The following is a 26,905-nucleotide window of genomic DNA, read 5'->3' on the forward strand; positions in this document are numbered from 1 at the left end:
GGGGGCAGATAATAACGCTTTCCTGTGGTGACATAACCCAATGCAATAGGTCATGCCGGGCGCTGCACAGGTTTGGTGCAGCCCGCGCCGGTTTACCCGGCCCTGTTCCGCTTTACCTGGCATAGAGTAAAGAGAACACCGCGCTAAGCGGCTGTATCTGCCGGTCAGCGCGTTCTGGCACCGATCTTGCGTGTGATAAAGACATGTTATGACACGAGAACCCGCCCATGAACCTTCGTCGCCTGAAATACTTCATTAAAATTGTGGATGTGGGCAGTCTGACGCAGGCCGCTGACATCCTGCATATTGCCCAGCCGGCGTTGAGCCAGCAGTTAGCAACGCTGGAGGGCGAAGTCAACCAGCAGCTGTTGATCCGCACCAAGCGCGGCGTGACGCCCACCGAGGCAGGCAACATCCTCTATGCCCATGCCCAGGCGATTTTGCGCCAGTGCGATCAGGCGCAAAGTGCGATTGACGGTGCGGGGCGGGCGCTTTCCGGCCATGTTTCCGTGGGGCTGGCACCCGGCACCGCCGCCCAGCAACTCGCGCTGCCGCTGATGGCGGAAGTCCAGCGGCGGCATCCCGGCATCGTGCTCTACTTCAATGAAAACTTCGGCACTACGCTCAGCGAACTGATCATGAATGGGCGGATGGATATGGCAGTGATCTACGATAACCGCAATATTCATGGCCTGCGTTTCATCCCGCTAATGAAAGAAGAGCTGTATTTTGTCTGCCCCAATGCGCTGGGCAAACCCCAGCATGAAATCCGCCTGGCCGACGTGGCAGGCTATGACCTGTTCATGCCGCGCATCTATAACATCATGCGCAAAGTGGCTGATGATGCGTTCATCCATGCCGGGCTGACCTACCGCGTGAAGTGCGAAATCGAATCCCAGACCACCCTCAACGCCGCGCTGGCCGCCGGCATGGGCTGCACCATCATGCCGGAATCGGCGGCACGCGGCATGCTGAAAGCCGCGGATGCCTGGATGGCGAAAATCATCGCCCCGGAGGTGCTGACCTCGCTCTCGTTCTGCATGTCCGATCACCTGCCGCTGTCGCAACCGGCGGAGGCGGTAAAAGATATTCTGTTGCAGCTGATGGCCCGCCGCACCGTCGATAACCGCCCGCTCACGCTGGTGGGCTGATAAGCGCGGCTTATTACCGTAAAGCGAAAGCCTCTTATGGCAGGGATGCTGCCCCGCGTTAGAGTCACTGCTCCGGCGCGTGGGCGATATGGGCCCAGCGCGCCTTAACTGCTGGCCCGCAACGGATGGGATATGGAAAAGAACGCACTCGCCCTCGATCACATTCGCCAGCTGGCGAAAAAAATGCATGCGTCGGGGCTGCACGAAATCGAACTGCACAATAGCCACTGGTCACTGACACTGCGCTACCCGGTGCGCCCCGCCGGTACGCCGCTGCCCCATTGTACGTCGCCCAATTGTACGCCGCCCGGCAACAATGCCCCCCCTGAATTCACACCGCTCCCTGCGCCGATGCCGGGCAGGGTGGTGCTGCGCCATCCCCAACAGGATGCGGCCTGGGTCCAGCCGGGCCAGAGGGTAAAACAGCATGAGCTGCTGGCGCTGCTCAAAGTCGGTGCGCTTTACCTGCCGCTGCGCAGCCCGGTTGGGGGCGTGATAGCGCGTATTACGGTGGAACAGGATCAGGCGGTGGAATTTGGCAGCCCTGTCATGCTGATCGCGGCGATAGCCGGAGCGTGATAAGTCAGCCTTATTGCCTCAGTGCGTTTATGTCTTATACCCGCCGGGCAGAACTGCATAGAGTCAAAAAACAGGCATTAACCGACCGCGCGACCTGTCGCGCAATATACCGAGGAGAGGCGAGATGCCATTTTCAGATTACAGAGTGGCGCTGGTGACCGGCGCATCCGCCGGGATGGGCGAAGCGATTGTGGAGCGCCTGTGCCGGGAAGGTATCACCGTACATGCGGTGGCGCGGCGTAAAGATCAGCTGGCGGCGCTGGCTGACCGTACCGGCTGCATCCCGCATGCGCTTGACGTCGCGGATTTACCCGCGCTGACTGCCCTGTGCCGCGATATGCAGGTGGATATTCTGGTGAACAATGCCGGGGTGTCCCATCCCGGGTCGATTCTTGAGGCCGATGAGGACGTGGTAAACACCCAGGTGGATGTCAACCTGCGGGCGGTGCTGCACCTGTGCCGCCTGTTGGTGCCGGGCATGGTGGCGCGCGATTGCGGCCACGTCATCAACATCACTTCCATCGCGGCGATCTATAACTTCAACGGCAATTCGGTCTATCACGCCACCAAAGCGGGCGTCCACGCGCTATCGCGTCAGTTGCGCGTCGACTGCTACGGCAAACGGGTCCGCGTTACTGAGATCTGCCCCGGCCGGGTTGCCACTGACATTTTCGGCAATGTGTCGGGGGACCATGAAGAGGCGCGACGCCGTTTTATTGACGGCTTTGAGCTGCCGCAGGCAACGGATATCGCCGATTGCGTGGCCTTTGCCCTGTCCGCCCCGATCGCCGTCAATATCGGCAATATCGAAATCACGCCCACCCTTCAGGTACCGGGTGGCCTCTCCACCCTGCGCCCCGGTGATAGCCTGAACTGACCAGGAGGATTGACCATGGCACTCGATTTCAGCACCGTGATGAGCGGCCACTATGGCCAGATGATCATTGACGGCACGGTGGTCACGCTGGAACTGGCGTTGGGTGCCTGGCTGCTGGCCATGTTCATTGCGCTGATCCTGGTGGTTATCCGCCTGACTCACAGCCGCAGCGCACAGTGGCTGGTGTCGGCGTACGTTTCCTATCACCGCAATGTGCCGACGCTGATTCAGCTGATGATGTGGTACTTCGCGATCCCGACGCTGCTGCCGGATGCGGTACAGATGTGGGTGAATGAATTCAACGCGGAGTTTCTGTTTTCGCTGTTTGCCCTGGGGTTGTGCCAGGCGGCCTACTTTTCAGAGGATATCCGCAGCGGCCTGCGGGCGATCCCGGAGGGCCAGACTGAAGCCGCCCGCGCGCTGGGCATGGGGTATGTGCGATCAATGCGGCTGGTGATTCTGCCGCAGGGCATACGCAATGCGCTGCCGTCCGTGATTAACCACAGCGTGTTACTGTTCAAAAATACCAGCCTGGCGATGGTGATTGGGGTGGCCGATCTCACCTACGTCACGCGTGACATTGAAAACCAGACCTTCCGCACCTTTGAAGCCTATGTGATCGCCACTGTGGGTTATCTGGCCTTCTCCTTACTGTTGATGGGCGCAGGGGCATTGCTGGCGCGCCACTTTCAGCGTGCCTATGCGAGGTAACCACCATGTTTGATATGTTCACCATTTTGCATGACAACGGCCTGTTGCTGTTGATGGGGCAATACCCCAGCGGCCCGCTCGGCGGCGTGCTCTGTACGTTGCTGATTTCTGTGCTGGCGGTGCTGCTGGCCTTTCCGGTGGGGGTGCTGCTGGGGCTGGCGCGGTTGTCGCCGTGGCGCTGGCTGAGCTGGCCCGCCGCCTGCTGGGTCTACCTGTTGCGCGGCATCCCGCTGATGATGGTGGTGTTCTGGACTTATTTCTGCGTGCCTTTGCTGATCGGCCATACCATCAGCGGCTTCACCACCATGCTCTGCACGCTGGTGATTTATGAGAGCGCCTATATCGCGGAAATTGTGCGCGGCGGTATTCAGGCGTTGCCGTCAGGCCAGTATGAGGCGTCACGTGCGCTGGGCATGGGCCACATGAAAACCCTGCGCCTGGTGATTTTACCGCAGGCGCTGTTCAACACGCTGCCCAGCCTGGTGAGCCAGCTGGTCTCCATCATCAAAGACAGCACGCTGGGTTATGTGATCAACGTGCCGGAACTGACCTACGCCGCCAATCAGGTGAGTAACCAGTTGCTGACCAAGCCGTTTCAGGTGTTCGCTATCGTGGCGCTGAGCTACTACATCATCTGCTACAGCCTGACCTGGCTGGCGAACCGACTTGAGGCGCACATTGCCCATAAACGCCGTAATGAACGCCCCGAAGCGGGCGGCACCGCCGCACCGTTGGTGCTCAGCAAAACGCAACCCCAATAAGGAGCAGCCATGCGCCCGATGATTATGTTTAACCAGGTCAATAAGTGGTACGGCGACTATCAGGCGCTTACCAACGTCAGTGCCGAGATCAAAACCGGCGAAGTGGTGGTGGTGTGCGGGCCGTCCGGCTCCGGCAAATCGACGCTGATCCGCACGGTCAACCGGCTGGAGCCGATTGAGCAGGGCGAAATTCTGTTCGATGGCCTGGACATTCACGGCAGCAGCACGCGCCTGAATCAGTTGCGCACCCGCATTGGCTTTGTTTTCCAGAACTTCAACCTGTTCCCGCACCTTTCGGTGATGGAGAACATTATGATGTCGCCGGTGAAAGTGCTGGGTGAGAAGCGTTCAGCGGCGCGGCAACATGCAGGTATGCTGCTGGAACGGGTGGGCTTGTCACATAAAGCCAATGCCTACCCGGCGCAGCTTTCCGGCGGGCAACAGCAGCGCGTCGCCATTGCCCGTGCGCTGGCGATGAAACCGCCGGTGATGCTGTTTGACGAACCCACTTCCGCGCTGGACCCGGAAATGGTAGGCGAGGTGCTTAACGTGATGCGCGGCCTGGCGCAGGAAGGCATGACCATGATGTGCGTGACGCACGAAATGAATTTCGCCCGCGACGTCGCCGATACCATCTGGTTTATGGATCAGGGGCAGATCCTGGAAAAATCCACGCCGGACGCCTTCTTCCGGGCGCCGCAGCACGCCCGCGCCCGCCGCTTCCTCAGTGACCTGCTGGTACATTAAAGGCGCTGCACCTGATGGCGGGATATAAAACCCGCCTTCCTATTTAACGTTTTAGCGTCAGGATTTAGCGTTAGCGGGGACGCGGGCAGCGGGCATCATGCGCCCTAATCATTAGGTAAAGAAATGCAAATGCCGGCAAAATAGATTTTGCTTATGGCAGAATCCATACACCCACAACAACTGAGGACAATTATTCATCCACACCGAGGAAAAGCAACAACGTGGATAAGTTGTAAAATTATGGACAAAATGTTCACCCCTGGCCTGTTTACCCCTGCTCTCCTCTTTTCTGATTCCTGCGGCCTGCTCTGCGATCGGCACTGGCGTTTTGCCCTGTAGCCCCGTTCTCTCCTTTCTGATTTCTTTTATTTCATTTTCGCGCAGCGTTTGACGCCCTGTTTTGCGTCATGGCCTGCGTGCGTCACGATGATGTCTCTCAGGAGAGAACGTATGCGGTATTGGATGTTATTAACGTTTGCCATTGCGGCGGAGATTATCGGCACCCTGTCGATGAAGTGGGCGGGTATTGAGGGCGGCCATGCAGGCTATGTTTTTATGCTGGTGATGATTGCGCTCTCCTATATTTTCCTCTCTTTTGCCGTGAAGCGGATTGCGCTGGGTGTGGCGTACGCCATGTGGGAAGGGATCGGCATTCTGTTTATTACGCTGTTCAGCGTCACGCTGTTTGACGAAACCCTGTCTGCGATGAAAATTGCCGGGTTACTGACGCTGATTGCGGGCATCGTGCTGATTAAATCCGGCATGCAGGCACGTAAGGAGCTGCGCCATGGCCACATTTGAGGGGATGCATATTGCCTGGCTGGCCCTGGCCACCGGGCTTGAGATCGCCGGGAATATCCTGCTGAAATACGCTGACGGTTTCCGCCGCCCGCTCTATGGCCTCTGTTCGCTGGCCGCCGTGCTGGCCGCGTTCAGCGCCCTGGCACAGGCGGTAAAAGGGATCGATTTATCGGTCGCCTATGCCTTATGGGGCGGGTTTGGCCTGGCGGCGACGGTGGCCGCGGGCTGGATTTTATTCGGGCAACGGTTAAGCCGCCGCGGCTGGCTAGGGATGGGGCTGTTGGCCACCGGTATGGTACTGATCAAATTTGCGTAAGGGGCAACCTGTTGCTGCCTGGGGCATCCCCCTCTCATCACCTGCGGGGCGGGATGCCAAACAGCCTCCGCCTGCGTCACCCGATGAAGTGAGCCAGCTCTTCAGCGGTGCCCCGGGGGAAGTTTTTCTTCAGGTAGGCGAGGAAAGCGGAGACCCGCGGGCTAAGCAAGCGGCGCGAGGGGTAGAGTACCCATAGCGCCGCTGCCGGGCCTTCACTGTCACCCCATTTAACCAGCCGGCCGGACGCCAGATCGTTAAATACCAGAGACAACGGCAGGCAGGCCACACCGGCATTCAGCCTGACGGCATCACGCACCATAACCATCGAAGAGAGCGAAAGCACTGGGTTAACGGCGAGGGTTAAGGGCCCCGCCGGGGTCATGACCGTCCAGTGGCTTTGCTGCCCGGTTGCCCCGCGGATGACCACCGGGACACTCACGCCCTCAGCCGGCGGCGCCCGCTCTGGGCTGGCCACCACCACCTGCGGGTCATGCAGAAACGTCCGGCCAATCAAAGTTTCATCCTCTTTGGGGTTGACCCGGATCACCAGATCGTATCCTTCGTCGATCATATCGACTTCACGATCATCGGTGGTGACCTCCAGCTGCACATCGGGATAGTCCCGCAGAAAGCCTGCGGCGAGTTTCCCCATGGCCGCCTGCGCAAACAGCAGGGGAGCACTGATCCGCAACCGGCCCCGTGGGGTGCTGCCGCCGGAGGCTATCGCGGAGGCGGCTTCTTCAAGCTCAGTCAGCAACTGCCCGGTACGCCCGTGCAGCGCCTGCCCTTCCTCCGTCAGCCGGAGGGTACGGCCGCGCTCAAACAACCGCACACCAAGGCTTGTCTCTAATTCTGTGACGCGCCGTGACAACGTCGCCTTGGGGCGCCCGGTGGCGCGGGCCGCCTTGCCGAACCCGCCATGCCGGGCAACGAGGTTAAAATCGTTAAGTGCCAGAAGGTCCATCTGTTCCACCAGTGAGACGCCATGTCTGATTATAGCGGCTATTCGCCTGTATTTGGATCAGGGATACTCAGGGCGTCGATAACGATAACCTTCTGGAGAAATACCATGACTATTCTCGTCACAGGTGCAACGGGCCGCGTTGGCCACCATGTCGTTGAACAACTCGTTAACCGCGGCGCGGCCGTCCGGGTGCTCACCCGCGATCCCGCGAAGGCGCGGTTTCCGGCAGGCGCAGAGGTCGTGCAGGGGGACATGCTGGACATTGCTGCGTTACGCGCCGCCTTCGCTGGTGTGAGCGCGCTGTTCCTGCTCAATGCGGTCACGGGTGACGAATTCACCCAGGCGATCATCACCCTGAACATCGCACGTGAATGTGGCGTCCGGCGGGTTGTCTATCTCTCGGTGCTGCATGCCGATCGTTTCGTGAATGTGCCCCATTTTGCGGTGAAGGCGGGGGCTGAGCGGATGATCGAACAGATGGGGTTCAGCGCCACGGTGCTGCGCCCGGCCTACTTTATGGATAACGATCACCAGATTAAGGACGTCATCACCCAGCACGGCGTCTACCCGATGCCCATCGGCACGAAAGGGATAGCCATGGTTGACGTACGGGACATCGCGGAGGTCGCGGCGATTGAGCTTATCCGGCGTGACCAGGCGCAGGGTGATCTTCCGTCCGGCGTGATTAACCTGGTGGGGCCAGACACCCTGACCGGGCCGGGCGTCGCCGCGCTCTGGTCTGAAGTACTGGGCCGCCCGGTCACGTATGGCGGAGATGACCCCAGCGGCTTCGAACAGAATCTGGCGGCGTTTATGCCAACCTGGATGGCCTATGAAATGCGTCTGATGGCCGAACGCTTTGTCAGTGACGGGCTGATCCCGGAAGCGGGCGACACCGGCCGCCTGACCGCCCTGCTGGGACGTCCGCTGCACACCTATCGTGAGTTTGCGGCCGGCGTGCTTTCTGCGGGCTGATGCGTGACGGAATACGGCCCGTCATCGCCATATTGCCGGGCCGGGTTACCTCTTTTCGGCCAGCAGGGTTTGCAGCAGCGTCACCAGCTCCTGTTGCTGTGGCGTATTTAGCCGGGCAAGGAAGACGGAATCCACCGCGTCCGCCACCGGGCGGGCCTGCTCAAGCACGGTCGCCCCTTTTGGCGTCAGGGTAATCAGGCGGCGACGCCGGTCAGTCTCACCCGGCGCCCGGTGAACCAGCCCTTTTTGCTCCATCCTGACCAGCAGCTCCGCCAGGGTGGCTTTGGTCATCAGCGCATCCCCCATTAACGCCATCTGCTCAATCGCGGGTTTTTCCGCCACCGCACACAGCACCGAATATTGCTGCTTCGTCAGCTCAGGCAGGGATTTTTGCCATAGCGCGGTATGCTCCTGAAACAGCTGCCGCATCAGGTGAAAGGGGATATTGCCAAGGTGATTTTTCATGTAGGGATACCGGTGCCGGCCTGTAAAAGCGCAAGAATACCTTATTCCGTAACTCTACCGGAACCGCCACGTCCGGTGCCCGCTGAAACATTCGTATGCGAACTTTTTTACTGGCCTGATATTGTCAGCGTCGCAATTCGGCGTTAGGTTAATTATATAGTTCGCACACGAACATATTAATCTCAATGTTGCGCAAGCGCAGCGCGAACCTGTTTCATCGCCGTGCGCTAACCAGGAGGCATCACCATGGCATTTGATGATTTACGCAGTTTTCTTAAGGCACTGGACGAGCAAGGGCAGCTGTTGCACATCGACGAAGAAGTCAACGCCGAGCCGGACATCGCCGCCGCTGCCAACGCCACCGGCCGCATTGGCGAAGGGGCACCGGCCCTGTCATTCACCCGCATTAAAGGGTTTAACCATGCCCACGTGGTGATGAACACCCTCGGTTCGTGGCAAAACCACGCCATTTCACTCGGCCTTCCGCCCAATACGCCGGTTAAACAGCAGGTGGATGAGTTTATCCGCCGCTGGGATAACTTCCCCGTCGCGCCTGAGCGCCGGGACAACCCCGGCTGGGCAGAAAATAGCGTAGACCATGATGAGATCAACCTGTTTGATATCCTGCCGCTGTTCCGGCTCAACGACGGCGACGGCGGGTTTTATCTGGATAAAGCCTGTGTGGTGTCCCGCGACCCGCTGGATCCTGACCACTTCGGCAAGCAGAACGTCGGCATTTACCGGATGGAGGTCAAAGGCAAACGCAAACTCGGCCTGCAACCGGTACCGATGCATGACATCGCGTTGCATCTGCATAAAGCGGAAGAGCGGGGCGAGGATTTGCCGATTGCCATTACGCTCGGCAACGATCCGATCATTACCCTGATGGGGGCCACGCCGCTGAAATACGATCAGTCAGAGTATGAGATGGCCGGGGCGCTGCGTGGAAGCGCTTACCCGATCGCCACGGCACCGCTTACCGGCTTTGACGTGCCCTGGGGTTCTGAGGTGATCCTGGAAGGGGTGATCGAAGGGCGCAAGCGTGAAATTGAAGGCCCCTTTGGTGAATTTACCGGCCACTACTCCGGCGGCCGCAACATGACGGTGGTGCGCATCGATAAGGTCTCTTTCCGCAGTAAGCCGATTTTTGAGTCGCTCTATCTCGGCATGCCCTGGACGGAAATCGATTATCTGATCGGCCCCGCCACCTGTGTGCCGCTCTACCAGCAGCTGAAAGCGGAATTCCCTGAAGTGCAGGCGGTGAATGCGATGTACACGCACGGGCTGCTGGCGATTATCTCCACCAAAAAACGCTATGGCGGGTTCGCGCGCGCCGTGGGTTTACGGGCGATGACCACTCCCCATGGGCTGGGTTACGTGAAAATGGTGATCATGGTGGATGAGGATGTCGATCCGTTCGACCTGCCGCAGGTGATGTGGGCGCTCTCTTCCAAAGTGAACCCGGCCGGCGATCTGGTGCAGTTGCCCAATATGTCGGTACTGGAACTTGACCCCGGCTCAAGCCCGGCGGGGATCACCGACAAACTGATTATTGATGCCACCACGCCTGTCTCCCCGGATAACCGCGGCCACTACAGCCAGCCGGTAAAAGATCTGCCGGAAACCGCGCAATGGGTAGAGAAACTGACGGCCATGTTGGCCAACCGCAAATAAGGAGAAGCACATGATCTGTCCCCGCTGTGCCGATGAGCACATTGAAACCATGGCCACCTCGCCTGTTCGGGGCGTCTGGACAGTCTATCAGTGTCAGCGTTGCCTCTATACCTGGCGCGATACCGAACCGGCGCGCCGTACGCAGCGCGAACACTATCCCGACGCCTTCCGCATGACGCAGGAAGACATTGATAACGCGCCGGAAGTGCCTGCCATTCCGCCGCTGCTGACCAGCCGCTGAACAACGCCGGGGTGATTATCCAGGCGTGACTGATCCACAGGGACGGCCGAAAAAGCGCAGGGCTGGCCTGACACCGCTGTAAAAAGGAAGGCATAACCAGGAAGCAGGGCGATAAAACGCCCGGCCGCAGGGCCGGGCAGCCCAGGGCTACGGTGCTTTTTTCATATCGCTGACATTGTTACAGGTAATGCCTTTCGGGCAGTACTTATCCATCAGCTTCAGCGTGACGCCGTTCGTCCAGCCAAAACCATCCTGCAACGGATATTCACCGCCGCCGCCGCCGCCAAGATTCCCTTCAATCACATATTTTTCCACCAGCTTGTGCTCACGGTCATAAGTGGCCTGAACGTTATCCAGGAAGCGCATACCGATCTCTTTTGCCAGCGTCTGTTTGCCGTAGTGATCCAACCCTTCAACCGCCACCCACTGTAGCGGCGCCCAGCCGTTAGGGGCGTCCCATTGCTGGCCGTTGTGCACATTGGTGGTGGCCAGGCCCCCGGCTTTCACCAGCTGTTTCTCCACCGCATCGGCCGTTTTCGCGGCTTGATCGTCGCTGGCGGCCTGCATATAGAGCGGGAACAGCGCGGCGGCAGTTAACTGGGTGCGCACGCTGCTGCGTTTCCAGTCATAGTCGGCATACCAGCCGCCTTGCGCATTCCACAGTGTGCGGTTGATGGCAGCCTGACGTTTTTCTGCCATCTCGGCATAGCGCTGGCTGTCGCTCTGGTTGCCCGCGGCTTGACTGGCACGCGACAGCGTTTTTTCCAGGTGGAACAGCAGGGCGTTCAGATCCACCGGCACAATGTCGGTGGTGCGGATAGTGGAGATATCTTTCGGATCGTCAAACCAGCGGGAGCTGAAATCCCAGCCGGAGGCCGCCCCGGCACGCAGATCGCGGTAAAGCTCCGCTTTGTTGCGCGAGGTGGCTTTGTCTGCCGTGGCGATGTCATCCATATAGGATTCGGTACGCGGCACGTCGCGCGCATCCCAATAGCGGTTCAGCACCGTGCCGTCTTTCAGTTTAACCACACGTTTGCTGGCGCTGCCCGCCGCCACGCTTTGCGCATCCGCCATCCAGTATTGGTACTCTTTTTGTAACTGCGGCAGGTACTTCACGTAGATGCTGTCACCGCTATGCTGCGCCAGCACATCCACCATCAGGCTAAAGAACGGCGGCTGCGAGCGGCTCAGGTAATAGCTGCGGTTGCCGTTGGGAATGTGGCCGTAGGTATCCAGCTCGTGGGCAAAGTTGTCCACCATATCCTGTACGCGATCCCAATGGCCGCTCTCCGCCAGCCCCAGCATGGTGAAGTAGCTGTCCCAGTAGTAAATCTCGCGGAAGCGGCCGCCCGGCACCACATACGGCTTCGGCAGCGGCAGCAGCGAGTCGTACTGGTTGACTTTGTCGGTGGTGCGCGTCAGCACCGGCCACAGGCCGTCAATATGCTCGCGCAGGCTCTGCCCGGCAGGCGGCACATAGGTTTCCCCTTTGGCCGGCAGGGTAAAGTTGGCGTCGACAAAGCGCTTCAGATCAAAATTATGCTGGCCTTTTTGCATCTGCCAGTCGGCCAGAATCGCCGCAGGGTCATATTTCGGCACGGCATCGGCAAATGTCTTCTGATCCGGGAAGAACTTCGCCGCCTGCACCGCGTGGTAGAGCGGCCCCAGGCGAACATCAGGCGGCAGGGGTGCCCGGGTTACCAGGCGCTGTTCATCTGCCGCCTGAGCATAAAAAGACCCCGTTGCCAGCGTGCCGGTTAGCAGCAAAGGCACGAGCAGCGCACCTTTCCAGGGGGAGGTTACGGCCTTTTTCATCATCAGTATTCTCCTTGTCCAGGCCAGACATGGCCTGTAAGTAGTTGACCAGTCAAAAAACTTTAGACGAAAGTGAACAATTTGCCTGTAATCAGGCCGGAAAATGTGAGTTGGGTGAGGGTTTTGCCCCGCGGCAGCGGCGGAGCAGGGCAGCGTAACCCCTATGATTTGCCACACATAGGGGAGGCAGCCGGTTAATAAACGGGGCCGCAGCCGGCCGGAATGTCAGCCCATGATGGATAAGCAGGGCTGATGCGATTTCAGCTGCTTACCTGACAAAAAACGTCGCCAGCGCCTCAGCCAGTGCCTCGGGTTGTTCATCGGGGATGAAATGGCCGCTATGGCTGAGGATGATGCCGGTGACGTCATCCGCAAACTGGCGCAGCGGCGCGGCCATATCGGGAATAGACCCCTGATCGGCGCTGATGGCAAGCAACGGCAGTGTCAGTTTACCCTGCTCGCACAGCGCCCGGTTCTGCGCCGCTGACACAGCCACCTCCCGGTAGGGTGCCAGCCCGGCACGCAGCGCACCGTTCTGTTTTAACAACCGCACATACTCCGCCATATCGGCATCACTAAAGGCCATGGGGCTGGCGGTTTTGCGCCGCAGGAACCACTCCAGATAAATCTCTTCCCGCCCCTCGATTAATGCTTCCGGCAGATCCGGCAATAAATGGAACGCGAAATGCCAGGTTTTCCAGGCTTTATCCGGTGTGGCAGGCAAGGCATCGGGCAGCGTAATGCCCGGAATACCTGCATCGAGCAGCGCCAGTTTAATGACCTGCGGGCTATAACGCATGGCATAAGGCCAGGCCACCCAGGCACCCACATCATGGGCCGCGAGATAGTAGCGTTCCATCTCCAGTTTTTGCATCAGCCCTTGCACTTTCGCGGCCAGGGCAAGGGTGTCGTAACCGGATTGCGGCTTGTCAGAGTCGCCTTGCCCGGGCAGGTCTGGCGCGACGATCTGGTAACGGTCGGCCAATCGGGCCATCACTTTATGCCAGGCGTACCCGCTTTGCGGGAAGCCCGCCAGCAGCAGCAATATCTCCCCCTGCGGGTTGCCGCCCCTGACGTAGTGCAGCCGGACGCCCTCTACCGTCGCGTAATAGTGGGCAAAGCCGGGCAGGCCGGCCACCGGTTGTGACCAGGGTTGGGTGAGTACAGTGTCAGACATGTTAACCTCCGGATATTAGGAAATGATCATTTCCTTATTAGGGAAAAATTTTATCACTTTGCACGTAAGGCCCCGCCCGTTAGGGCGGGGGAGTCGTCAATCGAGCAGCGTGAGGGCTGTGGCGATCAGTCGCTCGCGTGCCGGTAAGTCCCCGGTTTTTCCTGCCACACGCATACCCAGCACCAGGCACAGCAGCACGCCGCTGAGTGCGTCAGCATCATGCTGTGGATTAACCGAGCCGTCCTGCCGGCCCTGTTCAATCAATTGCAGGATAGAGCGCAGATTACGCGTAAGGGCGGCCTGCACCAGGCCTGAAAGTTCGGCATCCAGCTGCTGTAATTCAACGGCGCTGCCGACCACCAGGCAGCCGCGCCGCCCTTCGATATCACTGGCAGACTCCAGGTAGAAGCGCAACAGTTCTGCAATTTTTGCGCGGCCATCAGGGTGTTGTGCCAGCCGCTCACTGAGCGCCTTATTGCGCAGCGAGGTATAGCGCGCGAAGACTTGCAGGAACAGGCCGCGTTTGTCATGAAACGCTTTGTAGATACTGCCAACCGTGAGCTGCATGGCCGCGCTCAGATCGCTGACCGAGGCGTTGTGGTAACCCTTTTCACGGAATACCAACATGGCCAGATCCAGCGCTGTTTCGCGGTCAAACTCTCGCGGGCGACCTCGTTCACGGGTTGCCGGGCGGTTCTCAGGCATGATGTTTATCATTTAGGAAACAATCGATTCCTAAATACTCCCATATATTCGCCGGAATGAAAAGTATGTAGATTCTGTAGTATGAAGCGCTGCTGAAAACGAAACAGCGGAACAGCCGATGAGCTGACCGCAATTCTTTCCAATACCACAAAGCTGCGGGATGATTTATTGAATGCCTCATTACCCCAAAGGAAGGACACCGCATGTTTACTATGCCTTTTTGGCCGGCACCCGGCCCGTATCATCCCGAAGGCGTCATCCTATGATGCAATTCTCAAATGGATTTTTGCTGAGCCTGTCGCTATGCCTGGATATCGGGATTGCCAATATCGCCATGATTACGCTTGCCATGCAGCGGGGGTATTTCCATGGGTTCTGGCTGGGGATCGGGACCTGCGTCGGTGATTTGGTTTATGCGTTACTGGCGTTGGCCGGGATGGCGGTACTGCTGCAGTATGAGGCTGTTCGGTGGACGCTGTGGATAGGCGGGGGAGCGCTGCTGGTGTGGTTCGCGGTCAAAATGATCGCAGCGGCTTGCCAAAAATCCGCTGAGCTGACGATGAACGAACCGCACCCGTCCCGCTCATTGTTCCGCGAGTTCGGCCGGGGGGTGCTGCTCGCCATGTCATCGCCCAGCGCCATACTCTGGTTTGCAACGGTAGGCGGCGCCCTCATCTCCCGGATGGGGCAGCACAGCGTAACGGCCTCGTCCTGGTTTCTGAGCGGCTTTTTCCTTGCGGGCGTGTTCTGGACCTGCGTGCTGTGTCTGGTCGGCAGCGCTGGCGGTAAGCTTCTGGGGCCTCGCTTACTGAACTATTCGTATATCGCGTCAGCCGTGATCTTCAGCTACTTTGCCGTTTACGTCATTGTGTCTGGGTACCGGGAATTCAACATCACCTGATCTGGGAAGCGTAATGATGGGGCGTCGTCCCCATGACTTTGCGAAACGCGTTGATAAAGTGGCTCTGGTCATAAAATCCCAGTGAAATCGCGGCATCCAGGGGATGAACATGATTGCGCAGCAGGTTGCGCGCCTGATGCAGGCGCAGCTGCATATGGTATTGCAGGGGCGGCATCCCGGTGTGCTGCGTGAACCGGCGGACAAGATGATATTTACTCAGGCCTGCCACCTCGGCCAGCCTGTCAAGTTGGGGCTTAACGCTGAGGTTTTCGCGTAAATAGTCAATGACCCATTGAAGCCTGTTTTCCTCATCGCGGTTTAAAACCGCCTGCGGCTCCAGGAGTTCACCGCAGAGCAGCACCAGTTCCTGCTCCTGGCTGCTGCCGGCATCCTGATGCGCCGAGTCAGCAAAACGACAGAGTGCGCCAAACAGCCGCGGGTCGTTGAGAATACCCTCCCGCAGCACGGGGGCTTCATGGCCACTCTGCACGTTGTGTTCCGCTGCCATGGTTTTTAACAGACTCTGAGGCAGATGCACGCTGACGAACTCCACGCGCTCGCTGCCAAAGCGTGACGCCTGAATCGTCCCGGGGTTATAGAGGGTCACCTGGCCACTTTTCACGTACCCGGTGTGGCCGGCGAGCCAGATCTCTTCGGTGCCGGTGAGGTTCGCGCTGATCACGTACTCATCATGCAGATGCCGGGGAAAGCCGGAATCACAGGCGGTGACCCGTGAGCACTCGATGCCGTTTTGACTGAACCACTCTGCAGAATGCAGCATTACCACCGCCCCAGACCTGACGTAACAATAATGATTAATGTTTTTATCAAATCATTAACTGCCCGGGATTTCAACGGCCGCGTTATGTCTGGCTTATATTGGCAGGCAGCCGCCTGCCGGGGGAGGTGAAAGGCGCTGTTATTCGGCAAATTTCAGCAGTGCTTCGCCATCAAGGCGGTAGCGTACCCATTCAGATTGCGGCAGCGCGCCAATGCTCAGGTAAAAATCAATGGCGGGCTGGTTCCAGTCCAGCACACTCCATTCAAGGCGGCCGCACCGCCGTTTCACTGCGTATTGCGCGATAGTTTTCAGCAATGCCCTTCCCGCACCTTTGCCGCGATAATCCGGGGAAATGTATAAATCTTCCATATAGATACCGTTACGCCCAAGCCATGTGGAGTAGCTGGTGAAGAAAACGGCATACCCGACGGTTTTACCCTCAATTTCACAGATCAACGCTTCGGTTTTACTGCCTGCACCAAACAGGGTTTCCCGGATCTCATCCGGCGTGGTGACAACTTCTTCCGGCGCTTTTTCATACACGGCCAGCTCATAGATCATATCGTAAATTGCTGTTGCGTCTTCCGGGCGGGCCTGGCGAATCGTAATGCTCATTAATTTTCCTGTGGTTTCTGCATGGGGTAGGCATTGATGGCGCCAAGCATAAGCATTATTGTCAGAAGAGTTAAGTGCAACGAAATCAACCAATGATGAATATTATGCATCCGGCACTGAGGCGTCTTGATTTAAACCTTCTGCCTGTTTTTGACGCGATTTATCGTCACCGTTCTGTTCGTCTGGCGGCGGATGAACTGGCGATGAGCACATCGGCGCTGAGCCACGCGCTGTCGCGGCTGCGCATGACGCTCAATGATCCGTTATTTTACCGGGAAGGCCACCGTATGTGCCCCAGCGTGTATGCCGCTCAGCTCGCGCCTTCTATTGCATCGGCACTGAAATTCCTTAATCAGGAGCTGACGCCGCAGCCGGAGTTTGAAGCCTCCAGTAGTACAGAGTGTTTACAGATTGCGATTACGGATTTTACCGCGTTTTGCATTTTCCCTGCTCTGATGCACCAACTACAGCACAACGCACCCGGCTTGCGCTTCGAGCTACTTTATTTGCCGCACAGCCCGGCGCTGACGGAACTGCTGGCGGGCGAAGTGGATCTGGCGCTTGGATTCAGCACGCCGGATGATGTCCGGCATCCGGAACTGGACGAGATAAACTGGTTCGAAGATGAGTATGTCGTCATCAGCAACAAAAGCCGGACGCAGCTGACGCTGGAGGATTATCTCGCCGCCCGGCACCTGGTGGTGACACCCTGGAATGAGAAGCGGGGTGTTCTGGATTTACAGCTTGAACAGATGGGTTATACACGGCAGATAGCGATTAAAACGCCTTCCATGCTTAGCGCGCCGTTTATTGTTGCGGAAAGCGATTTGTTGATGGCGATCCCCCGTTTTGCCGCTGAGAAGTTAGTGCCGGCAATGGATATCAAGATTTTTGCATTACCGTTCGAGATACGCCCGTTTGAAGTAAAAATTTATTCGCATAAACGCAGTGGTAAGCGAGGGGCGACGCACTGGCTGAAGGCAGTTCTGCAACTGTTGGCACAAGAGGTTAATTCAGGGCGGTGAATGAGGAAAAGCTGATCTTTTGATGTTGTCTTATCTTTTGTGTTTGGAACGCTTACTGGAAAAGTTATTGTAATATCTTGTTAAATCATCCATTCCAGAGCACCAGACACTATGACACCTTTACTGCTCCATAAATATCACGGGCTGGGTAATGATTACCTGGTCTGCCACCGTTCTGTGGCCGAACAGCTGAGCAATGAGCAGATCCGTATCTTGTGCCATCGCCACTATGGCGTCGGCTCTGACGGTCTGCTCATCGACAGTGGTGAAACCATTCCCACCCTGCGCATCATCAATCCGGATGGTTCTGAAGCCGAGAAAAGCGGCAACGGTCTGCGCATCTATGCCCGTTATCTTTTTGATATCGGCCGGGTCGGACATCAGCCTTTTTTAGTGCACACCGCGGGCGGTGACGTACATTGCCACGTTCATGAAGATCCTCATCAAATCACAGTGGAAATGGGCCGGGCTAATTTCACTCCGGCGGCCTTACCCGCCTTGCTTGATCTGCCCGAAGCGTTGAATTATCCGTTGAAACTGGCGGATGAAACTCTGTCAGTATCGCTGGTCTCTATGGGCAATCCACATTGTGTCGTGCCGGTCGGGAAACTTGATTTGGCACAGGTTCATCGTTTAGGCCCACACATTGAAAACCATCCGTTGTTCCCCAGACGCACCAATGTGCAATTCGTGGAAGTGGTCGATCGCCATACACTGCGGATCGGTATCTGGGAGCGGGGTGCCGGTTTTACGATGGCATCCGGCAGCAGCAGTTGCGCTGCTGCCAGCGTAATGCGCAAGTTAAACCGGGTGGATGACCGGGTCAGCGTCAATATGCCGGGCGGTGAGTTGCACATCACCTTCAGTGATGGTTTTCACGTCAGCATGTGTGGCCCGGTGCATAAAATAGCCAGCCTGACGCTGGATAAGGACTGCTTTGCCGGTGGCGATAATGCCCTCTCTGCCTGAGGGGGAAAAGGGTGGGTTTCCACCTTTTTGAATATCGGGCCGGTTGCCATTCGCCCATTTTCAGGGGGCAAAAATATGCCAGGCTCCCTATTTGTGCGTTTTTTTTGTGCCAGGGAAGGCAGTTGACTAAATTTTTCATAAAATAATAGGCGTAATCATGTAATCCGCAGATAACCGGGAAGACAACGGTTACTGGTTTTAGTTACTTATCTGACAACTCAAGGTTGTCGGCTGAACATAAGGGAAAATGATGCCATTGATATTTAGTGAGTTATCTGGCGCGCCATCATGGGTGACGGCTGTATTGCTCGTCACGTTCTCATTCGCGGTGGGTTTTCTGGCCCGGTTTATACTTCTCAGGTTCATCCGCTACTGGCAGAATCGTGACAGAAAATTATTCAAATCACTTGAAAAGCATCTTCGTGGATCCATGTTTCTTTTCCTCCCCTTAATGTTAATAAATGTGGGGGTGAATTATATTGACATGCACCCGGACGCCCTTGCTTTTATTACCACAACCGTCAATACGTTTATTATATTATCCTTGTGTTCCATTTTGATCCGGTTGACCAATGTGGCGCAGGATATGCTTTTTATACGCTATGATATTACTATTGCAAATAACCTTCGTGCCCGTAAAATCCGCACTCAAATAATATACGTTAAAAAAGTCGCTATCGTCCTGCTTGTGTCATTGAGTGTTTCTCTGATTCTGCTCAGTTTCCCGGGTGTGCGGAAATTCGGGACTACCATCCTGGCCGGTGCCGGGGTGGCAGGAATAATTATCGGGTTTGCCCTTCAGAAGTCGCTGGTCAACCTGTTTGCCGGTATTCAGATTGCCTTTACGCAACCTATAAAAATTGACGATGCCGTGGTGGTTGAAAATGAATGGGGCTGGATTGAAGAGATAAACCTGACCTATATTGTTGTGCGTATCTGGGACTTACGCCGGCTGGTCTTGCCCATTACTTACTTTACAGAAAAGCCTTTCCAGAACTGGACGCGTAATGACGCACAAATATTAGGTTCTGTTTTTCTTTACCTTGATTATTCCATGCCGTTAGATCCTCTGCGTAAGCATTTTGAAAAAGTACTCAGTGAAACAACACTCTGGGATCAACAGACGCAGGTGCTTCAGGTTACCGATACGAATGAAAAAACCATGACGATCAGATTATTGATGACCGCACAGAACTCCCCCACGGCCTGGGATTTACGCTGCCACGTGCGGGAAAAAATGATTGAGTTTATCCAGCAAAATTATCCGCAGAGCCTTCCTCACGTGCGGGCAACCCTGACCGATGCCGGTTCGATAGCCCAGGAGGCCAGGGGGTAATTACGTTCATTGATACAGAGTGGAACGTACAGGTACCCTGAGCGTGCTGCTTACGCATCAGGGCAACTGTACTTCTGCTTTTCACTTATAAGTGTCAGAGTTTGCCCACTATCAGAAGCGGGCAGTCGCTGATTCCTCTTTCATTCAGATCCTCGTCGGGTAGCCGTACCACCGGCTACACTTCATCAAACTTGTGTCAGCCCACCATCCACACAGATCTCTGCCCCGGCTATATAGCTGCTTTCATCACTCGCCAGAAAGAGTGCCGCATTTGCCACTTCTTCAGGTTTACCCATCCTGGCCAATGGGATGGTACTGGTTAATCCATTGCGCACCTCATCAGACACTGCCAGCATCATATCCGTATCGATAGGGCCGGGGGCGACCACGTTGATGCGAATGCCGCGGGCGGAGAGTTCACGTGTCCATGTGCGGGCAAAAGAACGGAGTGCCGCTTTGCTGGCGCTGTAAACGCCATAGCCCGGCGTGCCCAGGACATCGGCAATCGAGCCTATCAATACCACGCTGGCACCCGCTTTCATCAGAGGCAGAGCGGCCTGGAGGCCAAAAAGCGGTGAGCGGACATTCAGGCCGAAAGTCTGATCAAAATGCGCCGGCGTGATCTCATCAAGAGTGGCGTACTCCGACATGCCGGCGTTTATGACCAGCACATCAATCTGGCCGGACTCCGACTTAATCGTCTCGACGATACGGGTCAGTTCGCTGATCTGGCTGACATCAGCACGCAGCGGCCTGGCGTTGCCCACGATGGTGTGACTGGCTGCGTTTAATTCCTCATCCCGGCGTGAAGTGAACCAGGTGGTGGCGCCTTCACGGGCAAATCGTTGGCTAATGGCAAGACCGATGCCTTTTGCACCGCCCAGTATCAGGGCAACTTTGTTGTCTAATTTGCTCATCTGCTTACTCCTGTTCGGATGGAAAACAGATGATATATTTTTTATACTTAATAACAATTACGCACTTTGTTTATACCAGGTATCGCGGAGTATATCGCCATGACACAGATTGAGAGTAATGCCCTGAGAGATGTAGGAAGAACCCGCCCTGTCCTTGAGAACATAACCAATAAATGGTCGATTTTAATTCTCACGGTGCTGTGTACTAAACCTTCCCGCTTTAATGAACTTCGCCGCCGGCTGGATGGGATTACCCACAAAGCCTTGTCTGATGCGCTTAAGCGGCTTGAACGCAATGGGCTGGTGCATCGAAATGTGCTCCCTACTTCGCCGGTGAGTGTGGAATACAGCCTGACAGCCCTGGCGCAGACGCTTCAGGAACCTTTTATTGCGCTGTATGACTGGGCACTAAAACATGGACCAGAAATGGAACAGGCGCAGGCGATGTACGACACGACGCATACGGACAAGCCTTGTTGAAGAAAGTCCTCTTGCCGGATGTACGCAGGTTATAGAAAATCTATTCATTAACTCACATGATAAGCAGAGGACATTCTTAACCTTTGCTAAATAAAGTGTTTGTTTTCACCCTGTCATAATCTCCCCGCATTTCCGCAACCTGATTATTTTTAATATGGGAAACCCAACAATAATTCATGTTAATGCCTGTTCCATTGTGATCTTTACGTAGTAACAGGCTGGAAAGGCGATAATAGAAAACACCGGCCGGGTTAAGTATCTTGTTTCATTCTTTTCGCTTTAGAGGTCTTTATTGTGAATTGGGGAATCTGGTCGTTGATGATCGGGAAAGGCAGCGGCAAGCCGCTGTTGCGGGCGTGGGTATAGCCCAGCTGACGGCCGAACGCGTCAGTGAATATCTCGCTTGTGGCGCGCTTTGTCGTCTGTTGCAGCGTTGGGAGATGGAGTTCGCGGGCTATTCCCTTTGCTGGATTTCAGGTAAAGCGATGTCCCCTGCGATGCGTGCATTTATTCAATGGTTACGTGAATAATCAGCAAAAGTCATCTGACGCATAAGATCTTTCAAAAGTATTACGCTTTACTGAACCCCGCTGTAAAAAGCCGCATTTATCTTATCGGTGAACGTCTTCTCCCGGAAGGCGCCGCTGCACCACGCTTCTGCTGAAACCGCGCCCCGCAGCCCTCACACCGATAAACTGCCCGCCCAGCCCTTGCCCGGCGTTAATCATAAGCGTGCCAATGTGATGAAAAGGTATATCAACCCGCCGGATTTTTGGCGTTGACGATCCGTGACCAACTTCTGAGTTTTCATGTACAGAGAAGCGCAATATCTAGACATATCGTAATAGCAGATATATCTGGTTTAAAGCAGGCCGTGGAATACCTGCCCAGGCCAGAGTATTTCCTGATAAGCCCTTCGAAACGTACCTGTTAACACCCGGAGATATCATGGATTTAGGCATAAAAAATAGGGTCGCATTTATTTGTGCTTCATCGCAGGGGCTGGGATTAGCCTGTGCCGAGGCATTGGCGGCAGAAGGTGTACGCATCATTTTGAATGGGCGTGATGAAAGCAAACTGCAACGTGTTGTGCAGCGCCTTTGCCTCGCGAACCCGGGAACAGACGTCAGTTTTATCGCCGCAGACCTGACAACGCCTGTGGGGCGGGAAAAAATTATGTCTTCGCTAACACAGACAGACATTCTGGTTACCAATAATGCCGGGCCTCAACCTGGTGCATTATCTGACTGGGGCGAGGATGCATTACGCAATGCGATGGAAGCCAATTTTATTCCCGCCGTTCAGCTGATACGTGCCTGGCTCCCCGGTATGCAGGCCCGGGGCTTTGGCCGCATCGTAAACATCACCTCCGCGATGGTGAAATCGCCCCATTACATGATGGGGTTATCAACCTCAGCGCGCACCGCGCTGACAGCGATATGTAAAGCCATCAGTCAGGACGTAGCGAAAGACAATGTCACGATTAATAACCTGCTGCCTGAGCGGATTGATACGCCCCGGCAGGAATTTATGCTTCAGCGTTTAATTGCAAAAGAGGGGATCAGTCGCGAAGAGGCGCGCTTACGTAATGTGCAGTCTATTGCCGCCAGGCGATACGGCACGCCGCAGGAGTTTGGGGCCGCCTGCGCTTTTCTGTGCAGTCAGCAAGCCTCTTTTATCTCAGGTCAGAATCTGCAACTCGACGGCGGTTCTTACACCGGGCTGATTTAACGGAGGCAGGCAGAGAATGAAAACGCATTTAAGTGAGCTGCTTGAATTTGAACGGCAGCGCCAGCAGGCCTTAACCCAGCCCGACCTGGTATTGCTGGAGAAACTGCTGGCAGAGGACCTCGTCCACGTTCACAGCACCGGCATGGTTCATAACAAACAACAGTTTCTGAAGCATATAGAACGTATGGGAGGGTTTATCGCCATTTCCCGCGAGACGCCCGACATTCGTCTGGAGGGCGGTTTTGCCATCCTCACCGGTAAGACGCGAAACACCATCCGGCTGCTGGAAACGGGGGAGGAAAACGTACGCTGTGGCTTCTCCACCCTGGTACTGCGACGCACGCCGCAGAGCTGGCAAATCCTTCTGTCACAACTGACCCCTTATCAGAGCTAAAGCCACCTTATTAAGTGAAGGAGAACAGCATGAAACTGGTACGTTTTACTGAGCAGGGTCATACACGCATTGGCAAAGTGATTAACGATCGGGTCATCGATCTCTCTGCTGTACCGGGTGTGTCTGAATCGATGCGGCAGGTGATTACTGATTTACCCCAGTTGCGGATGGCGCTCGAAAAAGCCCGCGGCCCGGCGTTTCCCCTGGCGGATGTGCAGTTAGAGGCGCCGGTACATGATGCGCAGAAATTTCTCGGTATCGGCATGAATTACCGTCAACATGCTGAAGAAGCCCGGCTGGCCGGCATACCGATCCCCGAAAACCAGATGTGGTTCAACAAGCAGGTATCCTGCATAAACGGCCCGTTCTCGCCCGTTGTGAAGCCTGATGCCAGCAATAAAATGGATTACGAAATTGAGCTTGGCGTCGTGATTGGTAAACGCTGCCGTCACGTCAACGCCCGCGATGCGGCGGCCGTTATCGCGGGATATTTGATTGTGAATGATGTCTCAGCCCGCGACTGGTTACACAAATCCCCTACTTTTACCCTGGGCAAATCTTTCGATACCCATGGCCCGACAGGCCCCTGGCTCACGACCGCAGAGGAAATCCCCGACCCGCTTAATCTGGAGATGACGCTGTATGTCAACGGCGAGTTGCGTCAGCACGCCTGTAGCGGCGACATGATTTATGACATCTATGCGCAAATAGAATACCTCTCAACGGTGATGACGCTTGAGCCGGGCGATATCCTTGCCACCGGCACGCCTTCGGGCATTGGGGCACCCACAGGCCGCTTCCTGCAACCCGGTGATGTCATGCGGTTGGAGATAGAGGGCTTAGGCCATATAGAAAACTCTGTGGTGGCAGAGGCCGCCCAGCCTTAATCGCCGGAGGATGTCATGGCCAGCCAAAACTTTCGTGATTACTTAATGCCGGCGGATGCGCCTCGTATTGGGCTTGCGCGTGGTGTTGACGTGCATACGTATGGCGAGCGCATGCTTGCCACCGGGAAAGCACAAAAATTAAAAGCACACTGGCAGGCGATGCTGGATGAAACCTTTCGCGGCATTACCAGCAACGGCGAAATCCAGCCCAATCTTTACTGCCTGCAGGATGAGGGGTTTGCCGTTGGCGCTGCTGTCACTGCCGCCGGGGCGCTTTTACACACCCTTGATCCTGACGTGAAAAAACAGGTGTGTTACCCCATAGCGGCGAAACAGTGGCGTGCCTGGTATAACCCTGAAATTCCGTTTAATGATTACGGCGTACGGCTTGAAGAAACCTCTGCCGCTACGCGTGACGCCTTCCTGGAACTGTTACGCAGCTGCACCAGTGAACGGGGGTTTATCAAAGTGCAGCAGCTGATGGATGCCAATCATTTTCTTGGCGAACTCTACGATCTCACCAATATCATGAACCGCTGGAGTTTCCACTTCTTGCTGTTTGGGGAACCCTCTGTTACGCAGCCCTGGGGCTGGAGTATCTATGGGCATCATGTGGCGTTTTGCTGCTTTATCGTAGGGCGGCAATTGGTTATTGCACCCACCTTTATGGGGGTAGAGCCCAACGTGATTGCGCGCGGTGACAACAGTGACTGCGTGCTGTTCACCGAAGAAGAACAACGGGGCCTGGCACTGATGCAATCCCTCAGCCGGGAGCAACAGGCGCGGGCAACCGTGTATCAGCAGATGGAAGATCCGCTGATGCCCCCGGAGCGTTTTAATTTTGCCGATCAACGGCACCTGGCCGGTGCATTTCAGGACAATCGCGTTATCCCGCCGGAAGGCATTTGCGCAGCAGAATTTAATGCCTCGCAGCGCGCCGGGCTGATGCAAACCATCGCCGTTTTTCTCGATTTTTTGCCTGACGGGCCGCGTGAGGCGCGCCTGAAGCAGATCGAGGCGCATCTTGAATCAACCTGGTGGAGCTGGATCGGCGGTTGCGGCAATGACGACGTCTTTTATTACCGCATTCAAAGCCCGGTGGTGATACTGGAATTCGATCATCACAGCGGCATGTGGCTTACCAATGAAGAGCCGGCACGCTTCCATATTCACACTATTACCCGTATCCCGAACGGTAACGATTACGGCAACGCATTGTTGATGCAGTATCAGAAATAACGACAGGCCACAAAGCCTGCATTTCCGTCGTACCGGGTGACGACGTTTTGCCCGGGTAACCCACAGCGTTTGTTAACTGCTTCCTGAAGAAGCGGAAGGCTTCGCTGCGCCTAAAACCCTGAAAGACATTAACCCTACCTATTTATAAAACGAGGTTACCAGGCAATGCGCGTCCAGACATTTCATACAACTGCTTTAACCATCATGCCGCTGGCATTGTTTTGTGGTGCGTGTTACGCCGACGCATTACCGGCGACGGATTCAGACAGCTTCAATGACTGGCTGGCCCAGGGAAATATCTCTGGCGAACTGAAAACCATGACGTTTTTCAAAGAATTCAGCGGGACGTTACCAAACAAGCGCACCAGTTCGCTGGGCGGGGATATTCAGTATCGCAGCCCGGAAATAGGGGGGGTTAGTGTAGGGCTGGGGGTTTACGGGGCTTATAACCTGGGGCTGAATCCTTCCGATGTGGAGAAAACAGAGATTTATCTGCCGTCCGGTAATACCACCGTGCTCGGAAAAGCCTTTTTGCGCTACCGGCGTTACGGGCTCGATCTCCAGGCGGGGCGCTTTGGCCTGGATACACCTTTTGCCAACGAAGGAGAGGGCTGGACGATGGTTCCCGCGCTTTACCAGGGGTTCGGCGGTACCTACGCACTCAATGAAAAGGGCAATGTTAAACTCAATGCTTACCGCATCTATCGTTTTAAGCCGCTGAGCGCCGATCAGTTTGAAAAGGGGGATGCCGGCAATCCGGAAATCGAAGACACCAGCGTACCTTCGGTTGACAGTGATGGCTTCACCACGCTGGGATTACGGTATGGCCAGCGCTGGAACACGACCGCTGAAGCCTGGTATTACAACTTCGATAAGCGTGCTCAGCTTGCGTACGGTGGCGCAGAAATCCCCGTTCCTGGCCTGAGATTTGGCAACTGGACGCCTTACTGGGGGGCGCAATATCTGCATGAGTGGGATGCCGGCGATCAGGCTTCTCCGTATCGCAATGTCGATACCGATCTCTATTCAGGTCGCATCGGTATGCGTTCGCGCCATCACGACATCTATTTTGCCGCGACACATGTGCCGTCTAAAAAGGATGCCTTCCTGAGCGGGGGGTTCTTTGCGCCCTACAGTTACGGCATTTATGACCACACGCCGCTGGAGAGTGGCCAGCCGCTGGTGTCCATGGTGACGACTAACCAGCCCGGCAACGCCTTTGCTCTGCGCTATGCCTATCATGATGATACCTGGCTGGGCGTATTTGGCGTGACACGTCTGGAACTGAAGGACTCGACGGGGATCTACTATCCGCTGCCTGCCGAGGACATCAACGCGGCCTTTATGATCCTTGGTTATAACGTCACACCACGCCTGCATCTGGAATTCGAGTTTGATTACGTTCATTCCCCTTCTGAAGTCACCGGCAATTATCACGCAGAGCGTTTGAGGCTCGTGTACCGCTTTGGCGCGAAAATGGCGGATGAGGACTATTAATGCTGACTGCTCCCAGGAGATGATTATGTCAAAACGGCAAAGTATCTATATTGATGGTTTTCCCCATACTAATCCTATTCCGGCAGCCTGCCGCATCGGGCCAATGCTCTGCTCCGGCGTTATCTATGGCCGCGATCCGCACACGCAGCAGGTGCCTGCCGATTTAGAGCAACG

The 26,905-nt window shown here is 56.0% G+C and carries 30 protein-coding genes; 22 read left to right on the forward strand and 8 right to left on the reverse strand.

Annotation, left to right across the window (positions count from 1 at the left end; genetic code table 11):
- Positions 1-227 precede the first annotated feature (227 nt).
- The 8 genes from nac to mdtI all read left to right on the forward strand — a co-directional run bounded on the left by nac (position 228) and on the right by mdtI (position 5,943).
- Complete coding sequence (gene nac / locus CYR55_RS14995; protein ID WP_101817188.1) at positions 228-1,151, forward strand: nitrogen assimilation transcriptional regulator NAC; 924 nt, start codon at positions 228-230, stop codon at positions 1,149-1,151.
- 132 nt (positions 1,152-1,283) lie between these two features.
- A complete protein-coding gene (locus tag CYR55_RS15000; protein WP_101817189.1) occupies positions 1,284-1,730 on the forward strand; it encodes an acetyl-CoA carboxylase biotin carboxyl carrier protein in 447 nt (148 codons plus the stop codon).
- Between the two features lie 124 nt (positions 1,731-1,854).
- On the forward strand, positions 1,855-2,607 hold the full coding sequence (locus CYR55_RS15005) for an SDR family oxidoreductase (RefSeq protein WP_101817190.1): 753 nt from the start codon (positions 1,855-1,857) through the stop codon (positions 2,605-2,607).
- A 15-nt stretch (positions 2,608-2,622) separates the two neighbouring features.
- Entirely contained in the window at positions 2,623-3,318 is a 696-nt protein-coding gene (locus CYR55_RS15010; RefSeq protein ID WP_101817191.1) for an amino acid ABC transporter permease, read from the forward strand.
- A gap of 5 nt (positions 3,319-3,323) precedes the next feature.
- The gene (locus CYR55_RS15015; RefSeq protein ID WP_101817192.1) at positions 3,324-4,079 is read left to right on the forward strand and encodes an amino acid ABC transporter permease; all 756 of its coding nucleotides are present in this window, start codon (positions 3,324-3,326) and stop codon (positions 4,077-4,079) included.
- Between the two features lie 9 nt (positions 4,080-4,088).
- Positions 4,089-4,826 carry an amino acid ABC transporter ATP-binding protein gene (locus tag CYR55_RS15020; protein WP_101817193.1) on the forward strand — a complete coding sequence of 246 codons (738 nt, stop codon included), beginning with the start codon at positions 4,089-4,091 and terminating at the stop codon, positions 4,824-4,826.
- A 450-nt stretch (positions 4,827-5,276) separates the two neighbouring features.
- Positions 5,277-5,627 (forward strand): multidrug/spermidine efflux SMR transporter subunit MdtJ, encoded by a 351-nt coding sequence (gene mdtJ, locus CYR55_RS15025; protein ID WP_101817194.1) that lies wholly within the window; start codon positions 5,277-5,279, stop codon positions 5,625-5,627.
- Positions 5,614-5,943, forward strand: coding sequence for a multidrug/spermidine efflux SMR transporter subunit MdtI (mdtI, locus tag CYR55_RS15030; protein ID WP_101817195.1), 330 nt, complete (start codon positions 5,614-5,616; stop codon positions 5,941-5,943). The genes mdtJ and mdtI overlap by 14 nt, the downstream gene beginning before the upstream one ends.
- A 76-nt stretch (positions 5,944-6,019) precedes the next feature.
- On the opposite strand, the gene CYR55_RS15035 is transcribed toward mdtI, so the two are convergent.
- Positions 6,020-6,907: a LysR family transcriptional regulator gene (locus CYR55_RS15035; RefSeq protein WP_101817222.1), complete on the reverse strand. Its 888-nt coding sequence runs from the start codon at positions 6,905-6,907 to the stop codon at positions 6,020-6,022.
- Positions 6,908-7,012: 105 nt separating this feature from the next.
- Here CYR55_RS15035 and CYR55_RS15040 point away from each other — a divergent pair, with 105 nt between their 5' ends.
- Positions 7,013-7,882, forward strand: coding sequence for an SDR family oxidoreductase (locus CYR55_RS15040; RefSeq protein ID WP_101817196.1), 870 nt, complete (start codon positions 7,013-7,015; stop codon positions 7,880-7,882).
- A 45-nt stretch (positions 7,883-7,927) separates the two neighbouring features.
- Here the strand turns inward: CYR55_RS15040 and CYR55_RS15045 are convergent, their stop codons facing one another.
- Positions 7,928-8,347: a MarR family winged helix-turn-helix transcriptional regulator gene (locus CYR55_RS15045; protein WP_101817197.1), complete on the reverse strand. Its 420-nt coding sequence runs from the start codon at positions 8,345-8,347 to the stop codon at positions 7,928-7,930.
- 246 nt (positions 8,348-8,593) lie between these two features.
- On the opposite strand from CYR55_RS15045, the gene CYR55_RS15050 reads away from it, so the two are divergent.
- On the forward strand, positions 8,594-10,021 hold the full coding sequence (locus tag CYR55_RS15050; RefSeq protein ID WP_101817198.1) for a non-oxidative hydroxyarylic acid decarboxylases subunit C: 1,428 nt from the start codon (positions 8,594-8,596) through the stop codon (positions 10,019-10,021).
- Positions 10,022-10,031: 10 nt separating this feature from the next.
- Positions 10,032-10,262, forward strand: a complete 231-nt coding sequence (locus CYR55_RS15055; protein ID WP_101817199.1) for a non-oxidative hydroxyarylic acid decarboxylases subunit D — start codon at positions 10,032-10,034, stop codon at positions 10,260-10,262.
- A gap of 147 nt (positions 10,263-10,409) precedes the next feature.
- Here the strand turns inward: CYR55_RS15055 and treA are convergent, their stop codons facing one another.
- The 3 genes from treA to CYR55_RS15070 all read right to left on the reverse strand — a co-directional run bounded on the left by treA (position 10,410) and on the right by CYR55_RS15070 (position 13,959).
- Positions 10,410-12,080, reverse strand: a complete 1,671-nt coding sequence (gene treA, locus CYR55_RS15060) for an alpha,alpha-trehalase TreA (protein WP_101817200.1) — start codon at positions 12,078-12,080, stop codon at positions 10,410-10,412.
- A gap of 265 nt (positions 12,081-12,345) precedes the next feature.
- Positions 12,346-13,254 carry an alpha/beta fold hydrolase gene (locus tag CYR55_RS15065; protein WP_101817201.1) on the reverse strand — a complete coding sequence of 303 codons (909 nt, stop codon included), beginning with the start codon at positions 13,252-13,254 and terminating at the stop codon, positions 12,346-12,348.
- 96 nt (positions 13,255-13,350) lie between these two features.
- Positions 13,351-13,959 carry a TetR/AcrR family transcriptional regulator gene (locus tag CYR55_RS15070; RefSeq protein ID WP_241522163.1) on the reverse strand — a complete coding sequence of 203 codons (609 nt, stop codon included), beginning with the start codon at positions 13,957-13,959 and terminating at the stop codon, positions 13,351-13,353.
- 262 nt (positions 13,960-14,221) lie between these two features.
- Here CYR55_RS15070 and CYR55_RS15075 point away from each other — a divergent pair, with 262 nt between their 5' ends.
- Positions 14,222-14,860: a LysE family translocator gene (locus CYR55_RS15075; RefSeq protein ID WP_101817203.1), complete on the forward strand. Its 639-nt coding sequence runs from the start codon at positions 14,222-14,224 to the stop codon at positions 14,858-14,860.
- Here CYR55_RS15075 and CYR55_RS15080 read toward each other — a convergent pair.
- Positions 14,853-15,641, reverse strand: a complete 789-nt coding sequence (locus CYR55_RS15080) for an AraC family transcriptional regulator (protein ID WP_101817204.1) — start codon at positions 15,639-15,641, stop codon at positions 14,853-14,855. The two genes, CYR55_RS15075 and CYR55_RS15080, sit on opposite strands and share 8 nt — an antisense overlap.
- A 138-nt stretch (positions 15,642-15,779) precedes the next feature.
- Entirely contained in the window at positions 15,780-16,256 is a 477-nt protein-coding gene (locus tag CYR55_RS15085; protein WP_101817205.1) for a GNAT family N-acetyltransferase, read from the reverse strand.
- A 92-nt stretch (positions 16,257-16,348) separates the two neighbouring features.
- Between CYR55_RS15085 and CYR55_RS15090 the strand changes: the two genes are divergently transcribed.
- From CYR55_RS15090 to CYR55_RS15100, 3 genes are all read left to right on the forward strand, one after another.
- On the forward strand, positions 16,349-17,281 hold the full coding sequence (locus tag CYR55_RS15090; RefSeq protein ID WP_101817206.1) for a LysR family transcriptional regulator: 933 nt from the start codon (positions 16,349-16,351) through the stop codon (positions 17,279-17,281).
- Between the two features lie 111 nt (positions 17,282-17,392).
- Complete coding sequence (gene dapF / locus CYR55_RS15095; RefSeq protein WP_101817207.1) at positions 17,393-18,250, forward strand: diaminopimelate epimerase; 858 nt, start codon at positions 17,393-17,395, stop codon at positions 18,248-18,250.
- A 250-nt stretch (positions 18,251-18,500) separates the two neighbouring features.
- Positions 18,501-19,586, forward strand: a complete 1,086-nt coding sequence (locus CYR55_RS15100; protein ID WP_175580810.1) for a mechanosensitive ion channel family protein — start codon at positions 18,501-18,503, stop codon at positions 19,584-19,586.
- Positions 19,587-19,771: 185 nt separating this feature from the next.
- Here the strand turns inward: CYR55_RS15100 and CYR55_RS15105 are convergent, their stop codons facing one another.
- The gene (locus CYR55_RS15105) at positions 19,772-20,503 is read right to left on the reverse strand and encodes an SDR family NAD(P)-dependent oxidoreductase (protein ID WP_101817209.1); all 732 of its coding nucleotides are present in this window, start codon (positions 20,501-20,503) and stop codon (positions 19,772-19,774) included.
- Positions 20,504-20,602: 99 nt separating this feature from the next.
- On the opposite strand from CYR55_RS15105, the gene CYR55_RS15110 reads away from it, so the two are divergent.
- From CYR55_RS15110 to CYR55_RS15140, 7 genes are all read left to right on the forward strand, one after another.
- A complete protein-coding gene (locus CYR55_RS15110) occupies positions 20,603-20,983 on the forward strand; it encodes a winged helix-turn-helix transcriptional regulator (protein ID WP_101817210.1) in 381 nt (126 codons plus the stop codon).
- Between the two features lie 260 nt (positions 20,984-21,243).
- A complete protein-coding gene (locus CYR55_RS15115; protein WP_165699606.1) occupies positions 21,244-21,513 on the forward strand; it encodes a LysR substrate-binding domain-containing protein in 270 nt (89 codons plus the stop codon).
- A gap of 418 nt (positions 21,514-21,931) precedes the next feature.
- Positions 21,932-22,714: an SDR family oxidoreductase gene (locus CYR55_RS15120; protein ID WP_101817212.1), complete on the forward strand. Its 783-nt coding sequence runs from the start codon at positions 21,932-21,934 to the stop codon at positions 22,712-22,714.
- A 16-nt stretch (positions 22,715-22,730) separates the two neighbouring features.
- Positions 22,731-23,108 (forward strand): nuclear transport factor 2 family protein, encoded by a 378-nt coding sequence (locus CYR55_RS15125; RefSeq protein WP_101817213.1) that lies wholly within the window; start codon positions 22,731-22,733, stop codon positions 23,106-23,108.
- 29 nt (positions 23,109-23,137) lie between these two features.
- Complete coding sequence (locus tag CYR55_RS15130) at positions 23,138-23,995, forward strand: fumarylacetoacetate hydrolase family protein (protein ID WP_101817214.1); 858 nt, start codon at positions 23,138-23,140, stop codon at positions 23,993-23,995.
- Positions 23,996-24,010: 15 nt separating this feature from the next.
- Positions 24,011-25,234 carry a DUF3500 domain-containing protein gene (locus tag CYR55_RS15135; protein WP_101817215.1) on the forward strand — a complete coding sequence of 408 codons (1,224 nt, stop codon included), beginning with the start codon at positions 24,011-24,013 and terminating at the stop codon, positions 25,232-25,234.
- A gap of 165 nt (positions 25,235-25,399) precedes the next feature.
- Entirely contained in the window at positions 25,400-26,731 is a 1,332-nt protein-coding gene (locus CYR55_RS15140; RefSeq protein WP_101817216.1) for a hypothetical protein, read from the forward strand.
- Positions 26,732-26,905: the final 174 nt, after the last annotated feature.

The organism is Chimaeribacter californicus, from assembly GCF_002858675.1.
Taxonomy (GTDB): Bacteria; Pseudomonadota; Gammaproteobacteria; order Enterobacterales; family Enterobacteriaceae; genus Chimaeribacter; species Chimaeribacter californicus.